The sequence below is a fragment of the Micromonospora fiedleri genome (assembly GCF_016774385.1).
GTDB lineage: Bacteria > Actinomycetota > Actinomycetes > Mycobacteriales > Micromonosporaceae > Micromonospora > Micromonospora gifhornensis.
The window spans coordinates 72,512-95,208 of the sequence record NZ_JAETXL010000005.1; the positions used below are offsets into that span (position 1 = coordinate 72,512).

The 22,697-nt window shown below is 70.2% G+C and carries 18 protein-coding genes, 1 tRNA gene and 1 pseudogene; 8 read left to right on the forward strand and 12 right to left on the reverse strand.

Going from position 1 to position 22,697, the window contains the following annotated elements:
* Positions 1–315: 315 nt before the first annotated feature.
* The 3 genes from JMF97_RS14435 (at position 316) to JMF97_RS14445 (ending at position 2,077) form a co-directional block, all read left to right on the forward strand.
* A complete protein-coding gene (locus JMF97_RS14435) occupies positions 316–732 on the forward strand; it encodes an HPF/RaiA family ribosome-associated protein (RefSeq protein ID WP_203222056.1) in 417 nt (138 codons plus the stop codon).
* Positions 733–837: 105 nt separating this feature from the next.
* Positions 838–1,881 carry an alpha/beta hydrolase gene (locus JMF97_RS14440; protein WP_203222057.1) on the forward strand — a complete coding sequence of 348 codons (1,044 nt, stop codon included), beginning with the start codon at positions 838–840 and terminating at the stop codon, positions 1,879–1,881.
* 123 nt (positions 1,882–2,004) lie between these two features.
* A tRNA-Arg gene (locus JMF97_RS14445) sits at positions 2,005–2,077 on the forward strand.
* A gap of 198 nt (positions 2,078–2,275) precedes the next feature.
* On the opposite strand, the gene JMF97_RS14450 is transcribed toward JMF97_RS14445, so the two are convergent.
* Positions 2,276–3,436, reverse strand: a complete 1,161-nt coding sequence (locus JMF97_RS14450) for an epoxide hydrolase family protein (protein ID WP_126713031.1) — start codon at positions 3,434–3,436, stop codon at positions 2,276–2,278.
* Between the two features lie 300 nt (positions 3,437–3,736).
* On the opposite strand from JMF97_RS14450, the gene JMF97_RS14455 reads away from it, so the two are divergent.
* Entirely contained in the window at positions 3,737–4,630 is an 894-nt protein-coding gene (locus tag JMF97_RS14455) for an NAD-dependent epimerase/dehydratase family protein (RefSeq protein WP_203222058.1), read from the forward strand.
* A gap of 59 nt (positions 4,631–4,689) precedes the next feature.
* Here the strand turns inward: JMF97_RS14455 and JMF97_RS14460 are convergent, their stop codons facing one another.
* Entirely contained in the window at positions 4,690–5,403 is a 714-nt protein-coding gene (locus JMF97_RS14460) for a DUF899 domain-containing protein (protein ID WP_203222059.1), read from the reverse strand.
* Between the two features lie 255 nt (positions 5,404–5,658).
* On the opposite strand from JMF97_RS14460, the gene JMF97_RS14465 reads away from it, so the two are divergent.
* Together JMF97_RS14465 and JMF97_RS14470 are read left to right on the forward strand one after the other, a co-directional pair.
* A complete protein-coding gene (locus JMF97_RS14465) occupies positions 5,659–6,048 on the forward strand; it encodes a YciI family protein (protein ID WP_013735525.1) in 390 nt (129 codons plus the stop codon).
* Between the two features lie 2 nt (positions 6,049–6,050).
* Entirely contained in the window at positions 6,051–7,274 is a 1,224-nt protein-coding gene (locus tag JMF97_RS14470; protein WP_203222060.1) for an RNA polymerase sigma factor, read from the forward strand.
* 83 nt (positions 7,275–7,357) lie between these two features.
* Here the strand turns inward: JMF97_RS14470 and JMF97_RS14475 are convergent, their stop codons facing one another.
* From JMF97_RS14475 to JMF97_RS14485, 3 genes are all read right to left on the reverse strand, one after another.
* The gene (locus JMF97_RS14475) at positions 7,358–8,812 is read right to left on the reverse strand and encodes an MFS transporter (protein WP_203222061.1); all 1,455 of its coding nucleotides are present in this window, start codon (positions 8,810–8,812) and stop codon (positions 7,358–7,360) included.
* Positions 8,813–8,907: 95 nt separating this feature from the next.
* The gene (locus JMF97_RS14480) at positions 8,908–10,149 is read right to left on the reverse strand and encodes a cytochrome P450 family protein (protein WP_203222062.1); all 1,242 of its coding nucleotides are present in this window, start codon (positions 10,147–10,149) and stop codon (positions 8,908–8,910) included.
* A gap of 45 nt (positions 10,150–10,194) precedes the next feature.
* The gene (locus JMF97_RS14485) at positions 10,195–11,427 is read right to left on the reverse strand and encodes an FAD-dependent oxidoreductase (protein ID WP_307816912.1); all 1,233 of its coding nucleotides are present in this window, start codon (positions 11,425–11,427) and stop codon (positions 10,195–10,197) included.
* Positions 11,428–11,775: 348 nt separating this feature from the next.
* On the opposite strand from JMF97_RS14485, the gene JMF97_RS14490 reads away from it, so the two are divergent.
* On the forward strand, positions 11,776–12,957 hold the full coding sequence (locus JMF97_RS14490) for an acyl-CoA dehydrogenase family protein (protein WP_203222064.1): 1,182 nt from the start codon (positions 11,776–11,778) through the stop codon (positions 12,955–12,957).
* A gap of 99 nt (positions 12,958–13,056) precedes the next feature.
* Here JMF97_RS14490 and JMF97_RS14495 read toward each other — a convergent pair whose 3' ends face one another.
* On the reverse strand, positions 13,057–14,217 hold the full coding sequence (locus tag JMF97_RS14495) for an epoxide hydrolase family protein (RefSeq protein ID WP_203222065.1): 1,161 nt from the start codon (positions 14,215–14,217) through the stop codon (positions 13,057–13,059).
* A gap of 203 nt (positions 14,218–14,420) precedes the next feature.
* On the reverse strand, positions 14,421–14,804 hold the full coding sequence (locus tag JMF97_RS14500; protein WP_203222066.1) for a YciI family protein: 384 nt from the start codon (positions 14,802–14,804) through the stop codon (positions 14,421–14,423).
* 285 nt (positions 14,805–15,089) lie between these two features.
* Here JMF97_RS14500 and JMF97_RS14505 point away from each other — a divergent pair, with 285 nt between their 5' ends.
* Positions 15,090–16,334 carry a glycosyltransferase gene (locus JMF97_RS14505; protein ID WP_203222067.1) on the forward strand — a complete coding sequence of 415 codons (1,245 nt, stop codon included), beginning with the start codon at positions 15,090–15,092 and terminating at the stop codon, positions 16,332–16,334.
* Between the two features lie 52 nt (positions 16,335–16,386).
* On the opposite strand, the gene JMF97_RS14510 is transcribed toward JMF97_RS14505, so the two are convergent.
* From JMF97_RS14510 to JMF97_RS14525, 5 genes and pseudogenes are all read right to left on the reverse strand, one after another.
* Entirely contained in the window at positions 16,387–18,171 is a 1,785-nt protein-coding gene (locus tag JMF97_RS14510; RefSeq protein ID WP_203222068.1) for an ABC transporter ATP-binding protein, read from the reverse strand.
* A complete protein-coding gene (locus tag JMF97_RS14515) occupies positions 18,168–20,018 on the reverse strand; it encodes an ABC transporter ATP-binding protein (protein ID WP_203222069.1) in 1,851 nt (616 codons plus the stop codon). The genes JMF97_RS14510 and JMF97_RS14515 overlap by 4 nt, the downstream gene beginning before the upstream one ends.
* Positions 20,015–20,929: a glycosyltransferase gene (locus JMF97_RS14520; protein WP_013735536.1), complete on the reverse strand. Its 915-nt coding sequence runs from the start codon at positions 20,927–20,929 to the stop codon at positions 20,015–20,017. Before JMF97_RS14520 ends, JMF97_RS14515 begins: the two co-directional genes overlap by 4 nt.
* A gap of 230 nt (positions 20,930–21,159) precedes the next feature.
* On the reverse strand, positions 21,160–21,462 hold the full coding sequence (locus tag JMF97_RS32330; protein WP_412101350.1) for a cellulose binding domain-containing protein: 303 nt from the start codon (positions 21,460–21,462) through the stop codon (positions 21,160–21,162).
* Positions 21,463–21,585: 123 nt separating this feature from the next.
* Positions 21,586–22,689: pseudogene (locus tag JMF97_RS14525) on the reverse strand (PQQ-dependent sugar dehydrogenase); the annotation flags it as partial.
* Between the last annotated feature and the right edge of the window lie 8 nt (positions 22,690–22,697).

The window sequence follows — 22,697 nt, forward strand, 5'->3', positions numbered from 1 at the left end:
CAGCGGGGGTCGGGGGCTCACTGTGAGCCGACTCGCCACCGAGCCTGCTCCGGTGCCCGTTCCCGGGCAGCCCCGCGCGACGGATCTGTGGACAAGGCGAGCGCCTGTGGAAAAGTGCCTGATCAAGGTCCCGGTGTGGTAGTCCGGTCGGCCCTGTCACCCACCCGCCCGACGGGGCAATGATCGAGACAACGACAACGTTCCGGATGACTCCCGGCGGGGTAGTGATCTCCCCGACCGCGACGTCGACGAAAGGTCAGCGATCATGAGGATGACCGTCAGCCGTTCCGCCCGCGTCCCCGGTGAGGTGCGGCGATGAGCACCACCAACCCGGCTACCGTGGCGCAGTGCCTCCGGCTCAACGCCGGCTTCTCGCAGGCCGACCGGAACTGGATCGTCGAGCAGTTCGCCACCCTCGACGCCCGCCTGGCCACCTTCCACGCCGACGCGACCGACCTCGAACTCTCGATCAAGGACCGGGAAGCCAAGGGTCAGCGGGTCACCCTGGAGTGCCGGATCGCGGGCTGGGAGAAGATCGTCACCACCTCGTCCGAGCCGGATCTGCGGGCCGCGCTCAACGACGTCCGCGACGACCTGCGCCGCAAGCTCAACGACGCGAAGACCCGGCAGGAACCGCGCAACAACAAGCACCTGCGGGTCGCCCCGCCGCCCGGTCCGGGCGTGCCGGCCGAGGAGTTGACCGGCGCGGGGGCCACCAGCGACGACAGGTGAGCGAAGTCTCACCGACGCGTCCGGACAGCCCGAGGTGAGCCCCGTCCGCCAGGTGCGGGCGGGCGGGGCTACCACCCGGTAGGTGGTCGGCGTACCGTCGACACCGTGGAACCGGACCTGCTGGGACCGCCGTACGAGCGGCACACCATCGACCTGGGCAGCGACGACGAAGGCCCGGTGGTCGCGACCCTGGTCCGCCGCCGGGCCGAACGCCCGAGCCGGCGGGCCGTGCTGTACGTGCACGGCTTCGTCGACTACTTCTTCCAGACCCACGTGGCGGACTTCTTCGCCGCCCGAGGCTGGGACTTCTACGCCCTCGACCTGCGCAAGTACGGCCGCAGCCTGCTACCGCACCAGACCCCCAACTTCTGCTGCGACCTCGGCGACTACTTCCCCGAACTCGACGCCGCCGCCGAGATCATCCGTACCGAGGACGGGCACGACACCGTACTGGCCATGGGCCACTCCACCGGCGGCCTGATCATCTCGCTCTGGGCACACGACCGCCGCGACGCCGGCCTGGTCGACGGCATCGTCCTCAACAGCCCCTTCTTCGACCTCAACGCCCCCTGGCTGGTGCGTCGACCCCTCGCGGCCGCCGTCGCGCGCCTGGGCCGCCGGGCGCCGCAGCGCATCCTCCCGTTCAGCCTGGGCACCGTGTACGGCGAGAGCCTCCACGCCGACCATCGCGGCGAATGGACGTACGACCTGGCCTGGAAGCCGCTCGCCGGGTTCCCGGTGCGGGCCGGCTGGGTCGACGCCATCCGCACCGGCCAACGCCGCCTGCGGGCCGGACTCGACATCCAGGTGCCGGTGCTGCTCGCCTGCTCGACCCGCTCGTTCCGCAGCACCAAGTGGCACGACTCGGCCACCCTCGCCGACGCCGTACTCGACGTCGAACACATGGTCCGCTGGGCACCCCGCCTCGGCCCGCACATCACCCTGGCCCGCTTCGACGGCGGCCTGCACGACCTGACGCTCTCCGGCCCCGCCGTACGCGAAAAGGTCTTCGCCGAGGTCGGACGCTGGGCCGACGCCTTCCTCGGCGCCGGACCCACGCCGACCGACCCGCCCGTGCCCGACCCACGCCCCGCACCGTCGGGCAACCGCGAGGCAGGCGACCCCGAGCAGGCCGACGCGACCGCCTGAACACCGCCGACAGCCACGAGTAACCGAGTGCACGCCACCCACGACGCGTGCGACGCTGACCCGGCCACCCATTCCGCCGCGCGAGGCCGGGGCGGCGGTACCCTTCTCGCGCACTACCACGGCGCGCCCGTAGCTCAGCGGATAGAGCAGGGGACTTCTAATCCCAAGGCCGCAGGTTCGAATCCTGCCGGGCGCACCTGATATCTGTCATGAGAACCGACTGACTTGGACGGCTGTTGCCAGGCGGACGGGAGCGGGTGCCGCGCTCCCCCGGTGGCTGCCGTGGTGGGCGGCTCGGCGCAGGGCCGAGCCGCCCACGGACTGCCGACGAGCGAACTGCTGGACGCGCTGCGGCCGGGACGCGCCAGGCCGGCTCCCGTCCGCGTCTGCGACCTCAGCGACGGATTGTGGCGGCGAAGGCGCGCAGGTCGCCGACGAAAAGGTCCGGGACCTCCATGGCCGGGAAGTGGCCGCCGCGGTCGTACTCGCTCCACTGCACGATGTTGGGCAGCCCGCGCTCGGCGAAGCGCCGGATCGGCTGGCCCGGGTCGTGCTGGAACACCGCGATGCCGAACGGCGTGGGCAGCGGTGGGGGCGGGGGCGGCGGGGTGGTGGCGATGGGCAGCAGTGCCGCGTTCTCGTAGTAGAAGTGTGCCGAGGACGCCCCGGTGGAGGTCAGCCAGTACAGCATGACGTTTGTCAGCATCCGGTCCCGGTCGACCGCGTCCTCGGGCACCTTCGCCGAGTCGGTCCAGTCCTTGAACTTCTCCACGATCCAGGCCAACTGCCCGACCGGCGAGTCCGTCAGGCCGTACCCCAGCGTCTGCGGCCGGGTCGACTGGATGTGCATGTAGCCGGCCTGCTCGGTGGCGAAGCGCCCGAGCTTGCTCAGCCGGCCCAACTCGACCTCGGTGAGCGCCGCCATGTCTGCGGGGTCGTCGCTGGGCGGGGTGGGGAGGAAGTTCAGGTGGCCGCCGAGCACATGCTCGTGGTCCATGCCGGCCAGCATGACGGTGACCCAGGACCCGAAGTCGCCACCCTGAGCCACGTACCGGTCATAACCCAACCGGGCCATCAACTGCGCCCACGCACCCGCCACCCGCGGCATGCTCCAACCCGGCTCACGCAGCGGACCCGACAACCCGAACCCCGGCAACGTCGGAATCACCAGATGAAACGCATCCTCCGGGTTGCCGCCGTGTGCCCGCGGATCGGTCAACGGACCGATCACGTCGAGATACTCCACGAACGAACCCGGCCAACCATGCGTAATGATCATCGGGGTCGCGTCCGGCTCAGGCGAGCGCACGTGCACGTAATGGATGTTCGCGCCGTCGATCTCGGTGGTGAACTGCGGTACCTGGTTCAGTTCGGCTTCGGCGGCCCGCCAGTCGTAGCTGGTGCGCCAGTACTCGACCAGCTCGCGCAGGTAGTCGGCGGGTACGCCGCGCTCCCACCCCACGCCGGGCATCTCCGCCGGCCAGCGCGTCGCGGCCAGCCGTCGGTCCAGGTCGTCGAGGGCTTCCTGCGGGATCTCGATGCGGTACGGAACCATTCAACACTCCTTAAAGGACGGATCAGTGCCGCACGCCGCGCCCCGGAACGTTCGGAGGTCCACGCGAGGCGGTCGACGGGCGGCGCCGGACCACGCGGTCAACGACGCTCGCCACCTCACTGTAGCCATGCTGCCGCCCAGAAAAGCCTTGTGACCAGGGAATATCGAGCACGATGAAGGAAGCTTCGGCGGCACTTTCCGCTAGAGCATTGATCTCTGGAGGCAACTGTCCACACTCGCCCTGCGCGGTACCTGCCGACATCGAGCCATGGGAATCATTCCCGAGAAGAGGGGGACGACATGTCGGAATTCGAGGTCCAGATCGGGGCGGGCATCCATCCCCCGGCGAGGGTGCTGATCATCGGTGCCGCCGGGTACGTCGGCACCCACACCGCGCGCGCTTTCGTGCAGTCCGGATACCAGGTCACCGGGCTGCAGCGGCCCGGTGGCACGAAGGTCCCGGCCCGCTACCCCACCGTGCCGGGCGACCTGACCGATCCGGCGTCACTGACCGAGGCGGCCCAAGGCTTCGACCTGGTCGTCAACCTCGGTCCTCCGCTGGACGAGGAGCGGGATCTGGCCGCGATCGACGCGTTGCTCGCCTCGGGCGTACCGCTGATCCACACCTCCGGGTCGGACGTCTCCGGTGAGGGGTATCGCGCCGAGGACACCCTTCCGACGCCGCACCCGTTCGTCGGCTGGCGGGACACGGTGGAACGGCGCGTCGTCGAGGGCGGTGGCATCGTCGTACGGCCCGGTCTCATCTACGGCAACGGCGGCGGTGTCGTGGGCGACATGTGGATCCCGCTGCGTGACCGGGTCGGTGCGGGGGTGTACATCGGCGAGCCGGGTGTGCGCTGGGCCGCCGTACACGTCGAGGATCTTGCCTGGTTGTACGTGGCGATGGCCGCGAAGGCCGCGCCTGGCACCTACTGGCACGGGGTCGCCGAGAGCATCGAGGTCGACGCCATCGCCGACGTGATCGGCGGCGGCAAGACCATCTCCTGGCCGCTCGACGAGGAGCCGCCGGCGGAGATCGCCGTCCTCGCCGGCCTGTTCCGCCTGGATCAGGAGGTCTCCGCGGTGAAGACCCGGCACCTGCTGGGCTGGAGTCCGGCGTACCCGTCGATCGTCACGGCGCTGCGGCACGAGCTGCGCCGCGAGCCGATGACCGACTGGCGCGACCGGAGGTGAGCACCTCCGCCGCGGCCGGTGGCCGGCCGTACGGTCGGCCACCGGACGCTGTCGGCGGATCAGCTCGGGTACCGGTCGTGGAAGCGGATCGCCACGCTGCCGGGCCCCTCCATCTGCCGGCCCAGCGGCGTGAGGTCCAGGTAGTTGAACGTGTTGTGCAGGATGTCGTTCTCCCACCCGTAGGACGAGTAGGTGTGGAAGACGTCCTCGCCGTCGCGCAGGAAGACGCTCACCGCACCCTGCTCACCCTCGGTGAAGAAGTCCATTCCCTCGGCGAGCAGGGTGGCCTTGTCCTTGTAGTTGTATTCGACCGGGGCGACCGCCTCGTCGAGGGTGACGTGGAAGTCGTAGTTGAAGTCCGAGTCGAACGACGAGTACCACGGCAGCGGCCAGCCCATGCGCTCACGGTGGCGCAGCAGCTTGGCCAACGGCGCCCGGGACACGATGGCGAAGGTCGTGTTGCGGGCGTGCAGGTGGGCCGGGTGGCCGACGTTGTCCATCAGCAGCGAGCAGAACCGGCAGCCTTCTTCCCAGGCCGGGTCGAACATCATGTGGTAGACGATCAGCTGGCGTCGACCTTCGAACATGTCGGCCAGGCTCACGGTGCCCTGCGGCCCCTCGAAGACGTACTTCTTGTCCACGCGGACCATGGGCAGTCGCTGCCGCTCGGCGGTGGCGGCGCGCCGCGCCTCGTTCGCCGCAGCCTCGGTGGCCAGCAGCGCCTTGCGGGCGACCAGCCACTCCTCCCGGTCGACAACTGTAGGCAGACCCATATGCCCTTCCCTTCCATCCGAATTCCCGTCTCACAAGTGAGTCGGTGCCGGACGCGGGATTTCGACGTGACCGGTGCCGTACGCCGGCATCCATCGACCCGCGTGGCGTCGTTGTCCGCTTCGGGGCGATGCTCTAGCCTGGCTCAGTTGCCGGCCCGCCTGGAGTGCGAGCTGCCGGGATGTCGACATCGGCCTCTTCACTTCGACTTACCTTACGAGAGGCGCCGTGCGGGCGCCGGACCCCGAGGGTGAACCATGAAGTATGTCGTCCTGATCCACAGCAACCCGACCAAGTGGGCGCACCCGATGTTCCTCCACCAGCGTGAGCAGTTGGAGCCCGAGGCGCAGGCGACCCGGCTCAAGGAGTTCGGCGCGCTGCTGACGGAGATCGAGCAGTCGGGTGAGCTGATCGAGTCGGCCGCGCTCGACGCGCCGTCCACGAGCAAGGCGCTGCGCGTACGTGACGAGCAGCTGACGGTGACCGATGGCCCGTTCGCCGACGCCAAGGAGCACCTGGCCGGGTTCTTCCTGATCGACGTCGCGAGCGAGGAGCGGGCGATCGAGATCGCCTCCCGGCTGCCCGACTCGCGCTACGGCACGGTGGAGCTGCGCCCGCTGGCGGATCTGTCGGGTATGGAGAGTTAACCGTGCAGGATCTGCTGCGCGGTCTCGTGCCGCAGGTCCTCAGCGTTCTCGTCCGGCGGTACGGCGACTTCGATGCCTGCGAGGACGCGGTGCAGGAGGCGCTGCTCGCGGCCGTGGTGCAATGGCCGGAGCAGGGCATGCCCGACTTCCCGTTGGCGTGGTTGATCACGGTGGCCAGTCGCCGGCTGACCGACCTGCGTCGCAGTGAGGCCGCCCGCCAGAAGCGTGAGGTCAACTCTGCCGCGTTGACGCCCCGGGACGAGTTCGTCGCCGCCGGTCCGGGTGACGACCTGCCGCACGGTGACGACACGCTCATCCTGCTGCTGCTGTGCTGCCATCCGGCGCTGTCGCGGCCCGCGCAGATGGCGCTGACGCTGCGGGCGGTCGGCGGTCTCACGACGGCCCAGATCGCCAGCGCGTTCATGGTGCCGGACGCGACCATGAGTCAGCGGATCAGCCGGGCCAAGCGGCAGATCAAGGCGGCCGGCGCGACCTTCCAGATGCCGTCCGGCCCGGACCTGCACGAGCGGCTGCGGGTGGTCCGTCACGTGCTCTACCTGATCTTCAACGAGGGTTACACGGCCACCTCCGGTCCCGATCTGCGGCGACCCGACCTGACCCGTGAGGCGATCCGGCTCACCCGGGAGATCCATCGGCTGCTGCCCGACGACGGTGAGGTGGCCGGGCTGCTCGCGCTCATGCTGCTGACCGACGCGCGCAGTCCGGCGCGTACCGGCCCGGACGGGGCCCTGATCGCGCTGGCCGACCAGGATCGGTCCAGGTGGAATCAGGACCAGATCGCCGAGGGCGTCCATCTGGTGACCGGGACGCTGAGCAACGCGCCCATCGGGCCGTACCAGTTGCAGGCGGCGATCGCGGCGCTGCACGACGAGGCCGAGCGCGCCGAGGACACCGACTGGCCGCAGATCCTCGTCCTCTACGACCTGCTGGAGCAGGTCTGGCCCAACCCGGTGGTGCGGCTCAACAAGGCGGTCGCGCTGGCCATGGCGCACGGCCCGCGCCGTGGTTTGGAGTTGCTGGCCACGCTGGACTCCGACGAGCGTCTCGCGGGCAGCCACCGCCTGCTGGCGGTGCGCGCGCATCTGCTGGAACTGGCGGGCGACCGCCGGGCGGCGCTTGAGGCGTACGAAGCGGCGGCGCGGCGCGCGACGAACCTGCCGGAACGCCGCTACCTGGAGGCACGCGCCACCCGGCTGCACGGCTGAGCGCCTCAGCGCGGCTGACTCGGATGCACGGCTGAGCCCCGGCCGCAGGTGCCGGCCGGGGCCCGGAAACGCGTGCCGAGGGGTCAGAGGTGGTTGAGGGCGGGCGTGGGCGCGGCGAGGGCGGCGTCGGTGGCCCGCTTGCTGCGCATCATCGTCAGGGTGATGACCAGGCCCACGACGGCGAACACCACGCAGGCGGCGAACGCGGCCTGGAAGCCCGCTGTCGGCGAGGCCACGGCCGGGGCGTACGAGGCGATGACGGTCAGCACGACCGCGACGCCGAGGCCGCCGCCGACCTGCTGGGCCGCGGTGTTGAAGCCGGACGCCAGGCCGGACTCGGAGTACGCGACCCCGGACAGCGCCGCCGCCGAGGCGGCCGTGGTGCCCAGCCCGAGCCCCACCCCGAACGGCACCAGCGCCAGGAAGGTCGCGCCGTAGGACATCGACCCGGTCGCGGTCAACGCCATGATCAGGCTGCCCGCGCCCAGCAGGACCAGGCAGACCGCGGCGACCGGCCGGAAGCCGAGCCGGGTGACGAAGCGCTGCCCGACGTACGCACCGATGAACGCCATGGCCGGCATGATCGCCTGGCGCAGGCCGAACTCCAGTGGCGACAGCCCGAGGACGATCTGCGAGTACTGCGAGATCGTCACCGAGAAGCCGAACGCCAGCATGCCCATCGTCACCATCGCAAGGTTGCCGCCGGTGAGGTTCGGCTTGCGGAAGATGCTCAGTGGCACCAGCGGAGCGCTGGAGCGGCGTTCGATGACGACGAAGAGCGCGAACAGCACGCCGGAGGCGACGATCAGACCCAGCGTGACCGGGCTCAGCCAACCCTGCACCGGCGCGACCACCACCGCGTAGACCAGCAGCACCAGGCCGGTGGTGCTGGTGAGCGCACCTGCCACGTCGTAGGTGCGCGGGATACCCGCGTCCCGGCTCTCCCGCAGCAGCAGCGGGCTGATCACGAGCATGACCAGCGCGACCGGCACGTTGACGAAGAAGATCCACTGCCAGCCGATGCTCGCCAGCGCGCCACCGATCAGCAGCGCGGTGACCGCGCCGATGCCGGCGATGCCGGCCCACAGGGACAGCGCCTTGTTGCGCGGGGCGCCCTCGGCGAACGTCGTGCTGAGGATGGACAGCGCGGTCGGTGCCATCAGCGCGGCCGACACACCGTGCAGCGCCCGCGCGGCGATGAGGACCTCCGCGTTCGGGGCGAGTCCGGACGCGACCGAGACCAGCAGGAACAGCACCGTACCCAGGATGAAGATGCGCCGCCGGCCGAGCAGGTCAGCCAACCGACCGCCGAGCAGCAGCAGACCACCGAAGGTCAGCAGGTTGGCGTTGATCACCCACTGCGCCGCCTCGGGCGTCAGGTGCAGCGCCTCCGATATCGGCGGCAGCGCCATGATCACGATCTGCGAATCGAGGATGACCATGAAGTTCGCGGTGCACAGCAGGATGAGCGCCAGCCAGCGGCGGGTGTCGGGTTGCTCGGCGTGCGCCGGGGCGGCCGAGGTCAAGGGGTTGGCCATGGCAGGTCCTTCTGGAGGGGTGGGCGGGCGGCGCTGGCGCCGCAGGGGGCAGGGCCCTTCCCGCACGATGTGGAAGAGCCCTGCATCGGAAGGAATCAGGCCGCCGCCGGGACGGGTGCCTTGAGGTACACCGGGAGCGCCGCGTGGCCGTTCATGATGAAGGTGCCCTGCGGCTTGAGCTCCTCGGGCCGTACGGCGAGCCGCATGTCGGGGAAGCGTTCGAAGACCGCCGGCAGGGCGATCGCCGCCTCCAGCCGGGCCAGCGGCGCACCGAGGCAGAAGTGCACGCCGTGGCCGAAGGACAGGTGGGTCTTGTCGGCGCGGGTGATGTCGAACTCGGCGCGGGTCTCGCCGTGCACGGCCGGGTCGCGGCCGACCCCGGCGAAGCCGATCATCACCGGGTCGCCGGTCTCGATGAGCACGTCGCCGAGCTGGATGTCCTCGGTGGCGAACCGGAACGGCAGCTGCGCCACCGGCGACTGCACCCGCAGCGTCTCCTCGATGACCGCGTCCCAGCCGACCTGCCCGCTGCGGACCAGTTCGAGCTGGTCGGGGTGGGTGAGCAGGTTGAGGATCGCGTGGCTCAGCAGGTTCATCAACGTCTCGGAGCCGGCGCCCAGCATCAGGTGCAGGGTGCCGACCATCTCCTCGTCGGTGAGGATCTCGTCGTCGACGCTCCTGCGGGCGATCAGCAGGCTGGTGAGGTCGTCGCCGGGTCGGGCGTGCTTCTCGGCGACCAGGTCCTCCATCGCCTTGTGCCACTGCTCGACGTTGGCTTCCGCCTCCTCGCCGCTGATGTTGGTGCTGACGTTGACCTCGCCGCCCTTGAGGGCGTCGGCCCGCGCCTCCTCGGGCACGCCGAACAGGTCGCAGACGACCGAGGCGGGCAGCGGGTAGCAGTACGCCTTCTTGAGGTCGACCACCGTGCCCGCGGGGACCTGCTCCAGGTTGTCCAGCAGCCGCTTGGCGATGCCTTCGATCAGGGGGCGGGCCGCCTCGACCCGGCGCGCCGAGAAGCCCTGCGAGATGACCCGCCGCAGCCGCTCGTGGTCGGGGTCGTCGCGGGTGGTCATGTTGTCCATGACCACCCAGGTGATCATGGGCCAGTCGGGCGGGATCTCGCCGTTGATGAACGCGGGCCAGTGCTGGCGCGGGTCCTTGGCGAACCGGTCGTCGCTGAGCACCCGCTTGACCAGGTCATGGCTGGTGACCGACCAGGCGAGCACCCCACCGGGCAGCTCGACCTGGGCCACCGGCCCCTGCTTGCGGATCTCCTCGGTCTCGGCGTGGATGTCCTCGCCGTTGCGGTCCATGAGGTGCGGGCAGCGCCTCTGCATGGGATGCCTCCTACAGACACGTTCGATGGGGTGGGGAGGGACGGGTCACCGTTTTCCGAAGAAGACCCGGGACATCACGCTCGGCTTCATCAGCGCCGTGGGTGGATCGACGAGACCGGCCGTACGCAGGAAGGCCGCCGAGAGCACGCCGTCGGAGGCGGCGGCCGCCTGAACCCGGGGTATGTAGCTGTTGCCCAGGCGGGTCTTCAGCGTCCGTTTGCCCTCCACCCCGGGGAAGCCCAGGTCGGCGCCGGCGGCCATGTCCCACGGCGCGTCGACGATCGCGGACAGATCCCGGAAGTACGCCCGGGGCTGCGGCACCCCCTTGGCGAGGTGTTTGCCCAGCACGGTCGCACCGATCGCGGCGACGGTCATGCCCTGGCCGTACACCGGGTTGAAGACCGCTGCCGCGTCGCCGATGGCGAGCAGGCCGTCGGGCAGCCGGCTCATCCGCTCGTAGCGGCGCCGGATGCTGGCCGGGAAGTGGAACATCGCCGGGGCGCCCATCGGCTCCGCGTCGCGGAGCGCCTTGTAGATCTCGGGCACCGGCAGGGACTTGGCGTACTCCAGGTAGCCGTGCATGTCCGTCGGCGGCTTCTCGCCGAGGATGCCGGTCAGCGACAGGGCGTACCGGTCGGGCAGCCGGGCGAAGATCGCGCCGCGAGGCATTCCCGGTGTGGCCACCGGCAGCAGGGCGATGTCGTCACCGATCGGGTCGAAGTTCAGCGGGCCGTGGAAGTGGCAGGTGGTGTAGGTCAACTCCATCTTGACCCGTTCCTCGGGCACGCTCGGGTAGCCGAGTTGCTCCAGCCACCTGGGCGTCCGGGTGCCGCGGCCGGTGGCGTCGACGACCAGGTCAGCGTCGAGCACCTCCGGTTCGGCGGCGTCGTGCGCCTGGACACGGACGCCGGTGATCCGGTCGCGGCCGGGTGTGGCGACCAGGTCGATGATGTCGGTGCGCTCGCGGTAGGTCACGTTGGGCAGCGCCCTGACCCGGCCGCGCAGGCGGGACTCCAGCAGCGGCCGCCCGGCGGCGACACAGATCAGGCCGGTCTCCGCCTTCTGGATCATCCTGCCGTTGAAGTACCAGCTCAGGCTCGTGCCGAAGTCGCCGATCGGTACGCCGATCGAGGCGAGTTCGTCGGTGAAGCCGGTGAACAGCTCGTCCAGGATCTGCTGTCCCCGGGCCAGCAGAGCATGGATGTGGTGGCCCTGGGGCACGGCGCGACGCGAGTCGCCCTCCGAGCCGATGAGGGTGTCGCGATCAATCAGTGTCACCTGCCGGTAGTGGTCCGAGAGCAGGCGGGCCGCGAGCGATCCCGCGACACTGCCCCCCAGGACGACGGCGTGATCACCGAGATAGTCAGCCATCCGCGTGGCCCCCATCCGGAATTGATGTTCTCGATTGTCGGAAGCCATTCTTGTCAACTTCGGATCGACGTACATCTCGCATATTGCTGCGACATTCGCAGCCAGTGGGCCTTCTCGGCGTCCGACTCGGATCGCTAGCATCGGCGTGTTAAACGCTCATGCGACTCACAGATGAAGCACGCCGCAACCATTTTCGGCAGCTTCGGGATTGCGCATTAATGTGCACGGTCCGTGCGGCCCGACAAAGGAGAACCCGTGGACGTCAGCCAGAAACCCACCCGTGACGAAATCCGCCGGCGCGCGGCCGACCTGGTGCCCGTGCTGCGGGCCAACGCCCTGGCGTCGGAGCGCAATCGCGGGCTGACCGACGAGACCGTGCAGGCGATGACCGATGCCGGGATCTTCCGGCTACGCATTCCGGAACGGTTCGGCGGCTACGCCTGCGACACCCGGACCCTGGTCGACGTCGGCATCGAACTCGGTCGCGGCGACGGATCGGCCGCCTTCAACACAGCCGCCTGGTGGATCATGTCGTGGAACGTCGGCATGTTCCCCGACGAGGTGCAGGAGGAGGTCTTCACCTCTCCGGACGTACGCGTCTGCGGCACGCTGGCCCCGACCGCGATGGCGGTGCCCAAGGACGGCGGCATCGTGGTGTCCGGGCAGTGGAACTTCAACAGCGGCGCCGCGCACAGCCAGTGGAAGCTGCTGTCGGCGATCCTGCCCGACGGGGAGGGCGGTGCGGAGCCGGTCCTGGCGATCGCGCCGATGAGCGCCTTCGAGGTCGAGGACGACTGGGAGGTCTCCGGTCTGCGGGGCACCGGCAGCGTCACCCTGCGGACGCAGGATCTGTTCATCCCCACCGCGAAGTACATCAAGATCAGCGCGCTGATGCAGCAGCAGTACGCGTCCGTCCTCAACCGCGACCTGCCGATCTATCGCGGTCCGATGGTCGGCGCCGTCTCCGCCGCCACCACCGGCAAGATCGTCGGCCTGGCCCAGGCGGCGCGGGAGGCGTTCTTCGAGCGGGTACCCGGCCGCCCGATCACCAACACCGGGTACGCCAGCCAGATCGAGGCACCGGTCACGCACCTTCAGGTCGCCGACGCCGACCTCAAGATCGACGAGGCGGAGTACCACGCCCGGCGGCTCGCCGAGATGGTCGACGGGAAGGGCCTGCGGGCCGAGCCATGGAGCCTGAAGGAGCGCGCGTACGCCCGGATGGCGGTGGGCCGCGTCTGCCAGTTGGGCATGGACGCGGTGAACATCTACGCCATGGCCAGCGGCGCGTCCTCGATCTACTCGACCATCCCGATCCAGCGCATCCAGCGCGACATGCAGACGATCAACCTGCACGCGCTGAACCTGCCCAGCACCAACCTGGAGTTGTACGGCCGGATCCTGTGCGGCCAGGAACCCAACACCTTCTTCGTCTGAGCGCCACCCGAACCGCTGGCCACCCTGCACGGACGGTGGCCAGCGGTTCAGGCTCGGTGCTCCTGGACGGGCCGCGCCCCCGCGCCCCGGCCGTCGGGCTCAGCCCTGGCGGATCTTGGCGGCGAAGGCGCGCAGGTCGCCGACGAACAGGTCCGGCACCTCCATCGCCGGGAAGTGGCCACCCCGGTCGAACTCGCTCCACTGCACGATGTTCGGCAGCCCGCGTTCGGCGAAGCGCCGGATCGGCTGCCCTACGTCGCACGGAAACACCGCGACGCCGAACGGTAACGGCGGCGGTGGCAGCTCGGGCGGTGGCGTGGTGGCGATGGGCAGCAGTGCCGCGTTCTCGTAGTAGAAGTGCGCCGAGGACGCCCCGGTCGAGGTCAGCCAGTACAGCATGACGTTTGTCAGCATCCGGTCCCGGTCGACCGCGTCCTCGGGCACCTTGGCCGAGTCGGTCCAGTCCTTGAACTTCTCCACGATCCAGGCCAACTGCCCCACCGGCGAGTCGGTCAGGCCGTACCCCAACGTCTGCGGCCGGGTCGACTGGATGTAGAGGTGCCCGGCCAGCTGCCCGCTGGTACGCCAGAACTGGTAGAGCCGCTCCTGCTCCGCCTCGGTCAGCTGGGCCAGCTCGGACTCGGTCACCGCCGGGGTGGGCAGGAAGTTGAGATGCCCGCCGAGCACATGCTCGTGGTCCATGCCGGCCAGCATCACGGTGACCCAGGACCCGAAGTCCCCACCCTGAGCCACGTACCGGTCATAACCCAACCGGGCCATCAACTGCGCCCACGCACCCGCCACCCGCGGCATGCTCCAACCCGGCTCACGCAACGGACCCGACAACCCGAACCCCGGCAACGTCGGAATCACCAGATGAAACGCATCCTCCGGATCACCACCGTGCGCCCGCGGATCAGTCAACGGACCGATCACATCCAGATACTCCACGAACGAACCCGGCCAACCATGCGTAATGATCATCGGCGTCGCGTCCGGCTCAGGCGAACGCACATGCACGTAATGGATGTTCGCGCCGTCGATCTCGGTGGTGAACTGCGGTAACCGGTTCAACTCGGCTTCGGCGGCCCGCCAGTCGTAGCCGGCCCGCCAGTACTCGGCCAACGTGCGCAGATAGCCGACCGGCGCACCACGATCCCACCCTGCGCCGGGCATCTCCCCCGGCCAGCGCGTCTCGGCTAATCGCCGGTCCAGGTCGTCGAGGGCTTCCTGCGGAACTTCGATGCGGTACGGAACCATTCAACACTCCTCACAGGACGGAGCAGCGCCGCACGTCACCAACCGGAACACACTCGGGGGAATCAGCGCGAAGGCGATAGACGGCGACGCCGGACCTCACGGTCAACAGCACTCGTATCCCCACTCTAGTTCCGGACTAGACCGTCGATAACCCTCCCAACCACCTGGAATAGCGCACTACGGAGGAAATGCAACGCAAGGCATCACATTTCCATACCGGACAATCCCATCACCGGGCGTATCTCGACCCGGCCGTCACCGGCCGCGGGCAGTCGAGCGGCCACCTCGACGGCGCGCTGCGGACTGTCGACGTCCACGACCAGGAAGCCCGCCAGGTGGCTGCGGGCCGGCACCACGGGCCCGTCGGTCGCCAACAGGGCTCCGCCGCTGCGGCGTACTGTCGTGCTGGTGATCGGGTCGGCCAGCGCGGACGCGGCGATCAGTTCGCCCGACTCCGTGATCTCCCGCAGCAGCTTGTCGAAAGCCGCGGCCCGGGCGTCGCACAGGTCGACGTCGGTGCCGCTGGGCAGGAACATCGGATGCACCCAGCTGTCGGGATCACTGTGGATCAGCAGGACATATCTCACGCCACTCCTCCGCCCGGGCACCGTCGCGGCCCCCTCTCAAGAGGGTCGGATCAGCGGCCCCGGGTTCGACATCACGGCGGGCTCGCCGGCCCCGTGGTGCCGCTGTCGCGGCGATTCACCGCCGATCCTCGGGACCGCCGCACACCGCCACCGTGAGCCTCCCGGCGGCCGCTCACGCAGCGCCTCACCAGCCGCTCCGAACTGCGCATTCTGCGAAATGCACACCCCCGGGCCGGCCAGTGATGATGTGGCGGTCGAGACGGCCAGACAATGAGAGGCGACGATATGATCGACAGCACGACGACGCCGCACGCCTCGGTCATCATTCCCACCTACAACCGCGCCGACCTGCTGCGTCTCATGCTGGAGCAGCTCACCCGACAGACTCAGCCGCTGTCGGACTTCGAGGTGATCGTCTCCGACGACGGCTCCGCCGACGACACGGCCGACGTGGTGGCCTCGTTCCGCGAACGCCTGCGCCTGAAGTACTGCTTCCAGGAGGACCTGGGCGACCGCGTCAGCCTCGCCCGCAACCGAGGCGCCGCCCTCGCCGAGGCGGAAATCCTGATCTTCCTGGACGGCGGCGGGATGCTCGCGCCGGACCTGGTCGAGCGGCACCTCTCGGCGCACGTCGGCGCCCCACGGCGCAGCGTCCTGGGCTACGGCTGGGGCTACGACCCGCGCTATCCCGCGCTGGAGGGGCTGGACCGGGACCTGGCCACGATGCGCCCGGAAGAGGTGCTCGCCAAGTACCGCGACCTGCCCGCCTTCCGCGACGTACGGCACGACGCGCTGGCCGCGTACGACTTCGAACTCGAAGCGATGCCCCTGCCCTGGCAGCTGTTCTTCGCCCTCAACGTGTCCATGCGGGCCGAGGACTTCCACGCGGTTGGTGGCTTCGACGAGTCGATGACCGGCTGGGGCGGCGAGGACCTGGAAATGGGGTTCAAGCTGCTCCGCGCCGGGGTCGACCTGCACTTCGACAAGGACAATTGGATCATCGAGTGGCCGCACGAGCGGGACATGACCAAGCGGTGGCCGGAGATGGTGGCCAACACCTTCAAGTTCCTGCGCAAGTACCCCGAGCCGGTCATCGAGATCGGCTACGTGCTGTGCGTCGCCAACGAGTACTGGCGCTGGGAACAGTGCTGGCTGGAGCTGGAGCGTTGGTCGCAGCAGGTGGCCGAGGTCGACGTCGCCGCCGAGCTCGCGCAGGCCGCGATCCGGATCGGTCCCGGTGAGCGGATCGCCGTGTTCGGTGCCGGTGGCGTGCTGCCCCCGCAGCTGCCGCCGGCGTTCGTGGCCGACTTCGACGCCGCGCTGGTGCGGCAGGCCACCGCAGACACTGCGCACACCCCGCTGCACGCGCTGGGGGTGCGGACCCTGCTGGAGGACCAGTCGGTCGACACGGTGCTGATCACGTCGCGGCTGGCCGGGCTCTGGGACACCTGGGGCGGGCACGTCCTGGCCGAGGCGCAGCGCATCGGGCGCAAGGTGGAACTGCTCGGCCCCGGCATGACGGCCGGCTGACACAGACCAGAACGAGGGGCCGCCCATCGGGCGGCCCCTCGTCTTTGTCGCCTCAGCGGTACGCGCGTGCCTGTAACTCGAACAGCTCCGCGTACAGGCCGTTGGCGGCGACGAGCGATGCGTGGTCGCCCACCTCGGCCACCGCGCCGTCGCGCAGCACGATGATCAGATCGGCCATCCGCACCGTCGAGAACCGGTGCGAGACGAACAGGGTGATGGCGCCGGAGGCGCGCGACACCCGTCCCGCCTGCTCGGTGAACCGTTCGAACAACGCGTGCTCGGCGGCCGGGTCCAGGGCCGAGGCCGGTTCGTCCAGCACCAGCAGCAGCGGTTCACCGCGCATCATCGCCCGACCCAGCGCGAGGCGCTGCCACTGGCCGCCGGACAGCTCCTGGCCGTCGGTCCAGCTGCGGCCCAGTTGCGTGTCGAGTCCGTCGGGCAACGCGTCGACCACCGGCGTGGCCTGGGCCCGGTCCAGGGCGTCGCGTACGTGCGGCACCGAGTCGGCGTGCGGCAGGTCGCCGAGGCCGACGCTCTGGCGCAGGGTGAACTCGTACCGGGCGAAGTCCTGGAAGCCGGCCGAGATGCGTTCCCGCCACCGTTGCGGTGACACCGCCGTCAGGTCGACGCCGTCGACCAGCACCTGCCCGCTGGTGGGCTGGTAGAAGCCGCACAGCAGCTTGACCAGTGTGGACTTGCCCGCGCCGTTCTCCCCCACCACCGCCACCCGGGTCCCGGCCGGGATGTCCAGGTTGACGTCGCGCAGCACCTCCCGGCCGGTGCCGTGGTAGGCGAAGGACACGTCGCGCAGCGAGATGCCGGTACGCAGCCGCTCGGGCAGATCCTGCTCGGCCGCGCCCAGGTCCGCCGCGGCGACGTCGGCGCTCAGCCGCCGCAACCGGATGAACGCGGCGGAGATGCGCTGCAAGGTCTGGAGCAGGGTCACCGCCGTGGTCACCTGCTGGTTCACCTGCACCGCCAGGACGATCACCAGCACCACGTCGCCGACACCGCCCCGGCCGGTCATCGCGTCGCGTACGACAAGCAGCACCGCCGCGACGTAGGCCAGGGCGAACACGACCTGCCCCACCGCGTGGACCCCGGTGGCCAGGAAGTGTCCCCGGGTCAGGCCGCGAGTGGCCCGTTCCCACTGCTGCTCGTGCCGGGCAGTCAGTTCGTCGCCGAGTTGGAACACCCGCAGCTCACCGGCGACCTTGGCCGACGTGGACTGGTGGAACAGGTTCAGCGCGACCCGGGTCGGCTCGGCGGTCGCCGTACGGGCCCGGTCCCGGATCCGCTCGGCCACCCGGCCCGCCACCAGCGGCGGCAGCGCCGCCAGCGGCAACAGCAGCAGCAGCGGGTTCACCCCGGCCAGCAGCACGCCGGTCACGGCCATGGCCAGCACCAGGCCGAGCCCGTTCATCAGGGCGTCCATCGCGCCCTCCAACTGCCGACCTTCCCGGCGCAGCACGGTGATCTCGTCGGCCAGCTCCGGCCGGTCGTGATGCTCGATGCCCGGCGAGCCGTTCGACACGGTCATCAACTGCTCGTCGAAGTCCTCCTCGGCCATCTCCGCCAACTCGAAGTACGCGATGTGGGCGAAGTGGGAGAAGGTGAGCATCGCAATCGCCAGCGCCGCCACGAGCAGACCGCTGCGGGTCGCGGCGGCGGCCTGGCCGGTGACGACCTGGCCGGTCATCTGACCCAGCACGTACGCCATCAGCGGGGCCGCGGCCGCCCCGGCCAGCACCAGGACGACGGAGAGCGCGGCACGGCGACGGTCCAACCGCCACGCCGTGGCCAGCAGCCGCCCGGAACCACGGATCGCCTCGATCATGCGTCCACCTCCGCGGTCGCGAACCGGTCGGCCTGGAGGCTGAACAGCTGGTGGTAGCGGCCACCCGCAGCCATCAACTCCTCGTGGGTGCCCTGTTCCACCACGTCGCCGCCGGCCAGCACGACGATGTTGTCGGCGCGGCGCACGCTGGAGAACCGGTGTGAGATCAGCAAGGTGGTCGCTCCCTGGGTGAGGTCCGCGAACTCGTCGAAGAACTGCGCCTCGGCCCGTACGTCGAGGCTGGCGGTCGGTTCGTCGAGGATCACCACGGGTGCGCCGTGGTGCAGCGCGAACAGCGCCCGGGCCAGCGCCACGCGCTGCCACTGCCCGCCGGACAGGTCGACACCGCCGGTGAGGTGCCGGGCCAGCGGCGTGTCCTCGCCCTGCGGCAGCTCGGCGAGCAGCTCACCCAGGCCGACCGCTGCGGCGGCACGTCGCACGCCGTCCCGGTCGGACTGTGCCGCGACGGCACCGAAGGCGATGTTGTCGGCGGCCGACGCCTCGAACCGGGCGAAGTCCTGGAAGATGATGCCGAGCCGGGCCCGCCACTGGTCGACGGTGTAGGTCCGGATGTCGACGCCGTCGACCAGGATCGCGCCGCTGTCCGGTTCGTAGAGCCGGGCCAGCAGCTTGACGATTGTGGTCTTGCCGGCGCCGTTGACGCCCACCAGCGCGGTGCACCGGCCGACCGGGATGGTCAGGTTCAGGCCGGACAGGGTCGGTCGGTCCTGGCCCGGGTAGCGGAAGGTGACGTCCTGGAAACGGATCTCCGAGACCGGTTCCGGGGCGGGTGGCGCCGTGGTGGGCTGGGCATCGACCGGGACGGTGGCGTCGATGCGGGCGGTGAACTTCTGCAGCGCCCGGTAGCCGTAGATGCCGATGCAGGTCTGGGCATCGGCCTCGCCGTAGTACTCCGACAGCCGCAGCGCCCCGAGCGAGGACTGCACCACCAGCACGAACGCGGTGAGGGTGATCCCGTCGGCGGCGGACGCGCCCAGGCTGGCGAACACCGCGCCGGTCACGAGCACACCCCACACCGCGAACCACACGAACGGCCACAGGTACACCCGGCGGCGCGCGGCCCGCACCGGCCCGAGCAGTTGGGCGTACGCGTCGGCGAGCTGCTCGCGCAGCCAGCCGATCAGCCCGAACACCCGGATCTCCTTGCCGGCCGCGCTGTCGACGGCCAAGCCGCGCACGTAGTCGAGCCGACGGGACGCGCCCGCCGCGGCGAACCGCACCTTGGCGTATCTGCGCAGGCCGCCGCGCTGCCCGTGGCGGAACAGCAGCACGACCGTGACCAGCCCGGCCGCGGCGAGCCAGGAGAAGACGACCCCCACCACCACCGCGTAGCCGGCCAGTGAGGTGTACCGGGCCAGCAGCGCCAGCAGGCCCGGCACGGCCTGTCCCGGGCTCTGGAAGCCGAACTCCAGCTCGCGTGCGGCGTTGCGCAGATCGTCGAGCGTGTCCCGGTCCTCCAGCGGGCCGATACCGGGGCTGCGCAGCGACGCCTCCATCAGGGTGCGGAAGAGTGCGCCGTCGACGCGGCGGGCGGCCAGTTCGCGCAGCAGCGCGACCACCGGGGCCAGCAGCTGCTGGCCCACGAAAGCCGCCGCGCCGATCAGGAACGTCTGCACCAGCGACGCCCACTCGGGCGAGTCGAGGCCCGCTTCGACGGCCCCGGGAACCTTGCCGAGCATGATGCTGGTGGCGATGACGAACACCACCGGCAGTACGCCGAGGACCAGGTTGACCACGGCCAGCGCGGCGATCAGGCCGACCCCGGCGTGCCGGAACAGCTTGACGATCTCCCACCGCTCGGCGGCTCGTCGGGCGAGCCAGCTCATCGGGCGGCCGCCTGCGCTTCGTACTCGGCGCAGCTGGGCAGCCCTTCGGCCTTGATCACGTCGTTGATGTTGAACGGGTTGACCTCCAGGCTGGTGTACCGGTGCAGCAGCCGGGTGATCGGGGTGTCGTACTTGTCGGCCATGTAGGCGTAGTTGTACGCCTCCTCGCTCTTGCTGGCGCCCGGGTGCGGCATGTGCACCGCCGCCGCGGCACGGCTGAGGGCGACGTACGCGCCGGCGCGGTGCAGCCGGTAGCCGAGATCGCAGTCCTCCCCGCCCCAACCGCGGAATCCCTGGTCGAACATCCCGACCTCGCGGATCATCTCGGTGGGGGCGGACACGTTGCAGGTCCAGAAGATCGACCACGGGGCGGGCTCGGTGCCGAAGTCGTCGCCGTACTTGGCGTAGTACTCCTCGCGGAAGTCCGGCAGTCGCCCGTCGGCACGCAACCAGGCGATGAGTTCGTCGGCGTCGGAGCGGTCGAGGATCTGCTCCATCCGGGCGGCGTCCTCGGCCGAGACGTCGTGGTGCGGGGTGTAGGCCCAGACGTACCCGATCAGCGCGAGCGGACCGTCGGCCGCCTCGTGGGCCTCGACGTGCGCCCGCAGGCAGTCGGGGGCGGCCACGACGCCGTCGTCGAGGAACACGCACACCTCGCCACGGGCGGCGGTGATCCCCATGTTGCGGGCGGCGGAGACCCGCGCCCCGAGATCCTCCTGGTAGAGGTGGTGGACGTCGATCCGGTCGGCGTAGCCGACGACCATGTCGCCGGTGCCGTCGGAGGACCCGTCGTCGCACACGAGCACCTCGAAATCGGTACGCGGCAACGTCTGCCGGGTGAGCGAGTCGAGGGTTCGGCGCAGCAGTTCTCTGCGGTTGTAGGTCGAGATCACGACGCTGCATTTCGGCACGGCTGACTCCTGCGGGCAACGGATCGGCCTACGGCCGGTCTGCGGGCTCATTGGTTGTCACGGCGACGCCTGGCGCGCCGTCACAGGTGAGTCGTTGCCGCGGTGGCGGTTTTCGACAGACCCGAGTGCGCACTCCCGAAGTGGCGCGCTGTCGATGCGGGCCCGCCCCCGCACACAGGCAGCCCGGCCCACACCGCAGACCATGCGGTACGGACCGGGCCGGTACGCGGTCAGCCGATCTGACAGGTCGTGCCGTTGAGGCGGAACTCGCTCGGACGGTTGTTGGTGCCGGAGTAGGTGGCCTGGAAGCCGAAGCTCGCCGTGCCGTTGGTGGGCAGTGCGGCGTTCCACGCGGCGTTGCGTGCGGTCACGGTCTGCCCCGACTGGGTGACCTGGGCGTTCCAACCGCCGGTCACCTGCTGGTTACCGCTGAACGACCACGTCAGGGTCCAACCGTTGAGCGCCGCGCCCCGGTTGGCGACCCGCACCTCGGCGGTGAAGCCGGTGTTCCACTGGTTGACCGTCCAACTCACCGTGCACTCCGCCGGCCCGGGCGGCGGCGTGGTCGGGGGCGGCGTGGTGGGCGGTGGGGTGGTCGGCGGCGGAGTGGTGGGCGGTGGCGTGGTCGGCGGCGGAGTGGTGTCCCGGGGTGGGAAGCGCAGGATCCGGTCGTCACTGCCCGCCGGGGTGCCCCGGCCGTCGCGGTTGCTGGTGGTGACCCAGAGCCAGCCGTCCGGGCCGTACTCGACGGTGCGCAGCCGGCCGTACGTACCGACCAGTTCCGCGGTCGGGGTGCCCACCGAGCCGGTGCCGGTCAGCGGCACGTTCCACAGGCGGTTGCCGCGCAGGGCGGCCACGAAGAGCCGGTCCCCGGCGATGGTGGCGCCGCTCGGTGACGCCTCGGCGGGCGTCCAGGTGATCAGCGGGTCCCGGAAGCGGGGGTCGCCGGCCCGGCCCTCGACGGTGGGCCAGCCGTAGTTGCCGCCCGCCACGATCAGGTTGACCTCGTCCCAGGTGTTCTGGCCGAACTCGGTGGCATACAGTCGGCCCTGGGCGTCCCAGGCCAACCCCTGCACGTGTCGGTGGCCGAGGCTGTAGACGGGCGAGCCCGCGATCGGGTTGTCCGGCGGCACCGAGCCGTCCGGTCGGATCCGCAGGATCTTGCCGTTGCGGCTCTGCGGGTTCTGTGCGGTGGCCGTCTGTCCCGCGTCACCGACTCCGACATAGAGCATGCCGTCGGGGCCGAAGGCGATCCGGCCGCCGTTGTGGATCGACGCGCGGGCCAGTCCGGTGAGGATCGGCTGCTGGGTCTGCGGGGCGGTGAGCCGGAAGCGGGAGATGCGGTTGTCGGTGGCCGTGGTGAAGTAGACGTAGATCCAGCCGTCCTGCGCGTAGGTCGGGGAAACCGCGAGGCCGAGCAGGCCGCCCTCACTGGTGGCGCTCACGCCGGAGATCTGCACGATCGACTCGGGTGGCTGGCCGGGCCGGACCCGGACGACCTGCCCGGTGGGGCGCTGGGCGACCAGCGCACTGCCGTCGGGGAGGAAGTCCATCCCCCAGGGCACCTGGAGCCCGGTGGCGACCGTCTCCGGCCGGGTGAAGTCGAAGTCACCGACGGCGAGCGCTGCGGGTGCCGGGTCCGCCCCGGCACCGGACGGACGTTCAGCGCTCGGGACCGCGCCGGCCAGCCCGCCGAGGCCGACGCTGCCGGCGACCAGGCCGGCGGTGAGTGCGGTTCCGACTGCGAGTCGGATTCTCATGCCACCCC

Coding starts and splice junctions, on each gene's coding strand:
- JMF97_RS14455 (WP_203222058.1), top strand. CDS start 3,737: ATGTCGGAATTCGAGGTCCAGATCGGGGCGGGCATCCATCCCCCGGCG.
- JMF97_RS14480 (WP_203222062.1), bottom strand. CDS start 10,149: ATGCAGAGGCGCTGCCCGCACCTCATGGACCGCAACGGCGAGGACATC.
- JMF97_RS14510 (WP_203222068.1), bottom strand. CDS start 18,171: ATGATCGAGGCGATCCGTGGTTCCGGGCGGCTGCTGGCCACGGCGTGG.
- JMF97_RS14435 (WP_203222056.1), top strand. CDS start 316: ATGAGCACCACCAACCCGGCTACCGTGGCGCAGTGCCTCCGGCTCAAC.
- JMF97_RS14495 (WP_203222065.1), bottom strand. CDS start 14,217: ATGGTTCCGTACCGCATCGAAGTTCCGCAGGAAGCCCTCGACGACCTG.
- JMF97_RS14465 (WP_013735525.1), top strand. CDS start 5,659: ATGAAGTATGTCGTCCTGATCCACAGCAACCCGACCAAGTGGGCGCAC.
- JMF97_RS14475 (WP_203222061.1), bottom strand. CDS start 8,812: ATGGCCAACCCCTTGACCTCGGCCGCCCCGGCGCACGCCGAGCAACCC.
- JMF97_RS14515 (WP_203222069.1), bottom strand. CDS start 20,018: ATGAGCTGGCTCGCCCGACGAGCCGCCGAGCGGTGGGAGATCGTCAAG.
- JMF97_RS14450 (WP_126713031.1), bottom strand. CDS start 3,436: ATGGTTCCGTACCGCATCGAGATCCCGCAGGAAGCCCTCGACGACCTG.
- JMF97_RS14460 (WP_203222059.1), bottom strand. CDS start 5,403: ATGGGTCTGCCTACAGTTGTCGACCGGGAGGAGTGGCTGGTCGCCCGC.
- JMF97_RS14505 (WP_203222067.1), top strand. CDS start 15,090: ATGATCGACAGCACGACGACGCCGCACGCCTCGGTCATCATTCCCACC.